Raw genomic sequence first — 797 nt, forward strand, 5'->3', positions numbered from 1 at the left:
CTCTTATTAGAGTTGCTTTTTTTACTGGAACTAGAACTTGAAGAAACAGTACCGGACACCTTTAATTTCTGCCCAGCACGAATTAAATCGCTGCTTAGTCCGTTTAATTTTTTCAGTTCCTGCACCGTCATTTTAAACTCATTTGCGATCAGCCAAAGTGAATCTCCGCTTTTCACTGTGTAAACAGAACTTCCGCTCTTCTTGGTTGTTGAGCTTGAAGTAGATGAAGAAGTGCTGGATTTGCTGCCTGGAATAGTAAGCGTCTGGCCGATCGACAGAACAGTAGTCGAAAGATGATTGGCGGATGTGAGGGCCGCCACACTTGTGTTATAGGTTTGGGCCAGTTTCCATAAAGAATCTCCGCTTTTGACCTTAATCGTTGCTGCTTCAGCTGGTGTCACTGCTAAAGTTGTGCCGACAATCGCAGATGCTGTCAGCCCTGCTGCTAATTTCTTTTTCATCTTAGCTCTCCTTTTTCCCCCAATGATTTTGCATTCGCTGTTTCTTTTTTATATCGGCACATTTGTCTCATCGTTTTGCCTTTTTATAAAAATAGCCAAATTATCTTAACAATAAGGGGGAAAAAGGGCATAAAAAAGAAGGAATCTTGATCTATTCCTTCATTTTTAAAAGCTTCATGATATCTTCTTTGTTTTTGACGAGGTCGCGCAGTGTGTATTTGTCTAAAACTGCGAGGTAGGCCAAAAGCGCTTCATTCAGCACATGTTTTAAGCCGCAAACCGGGGAAATAACACAGAGATTCTTATTCGCATCAAAACATTCAACAATATTAAAAT

At 40.5% G+C, this 797-nt stretch carries 2 pseudogenes; both read right to left on the reverse strand.

The window, feature by feature from the left end:
* Nucleotides 1-461, reverse strand: a pseudogene (gene lytF / locus ACWHAR_RS25860) (peptidoglycan endopeptidase LytF); the annotation flags it as partial.
* Between the two features lie 151 nt (nucleotides 462-612).
* A pseudogene (nsrR, locus tag ACWHAR_RS25865) lies at nucleotides 613-797 on the reverse strand (nitric oxide-sensing transcriptional repressor NsrR); the annotation flags it as partial.

Source organism: Bacillus sp. LR--39 (assembly GCF_053613335.1).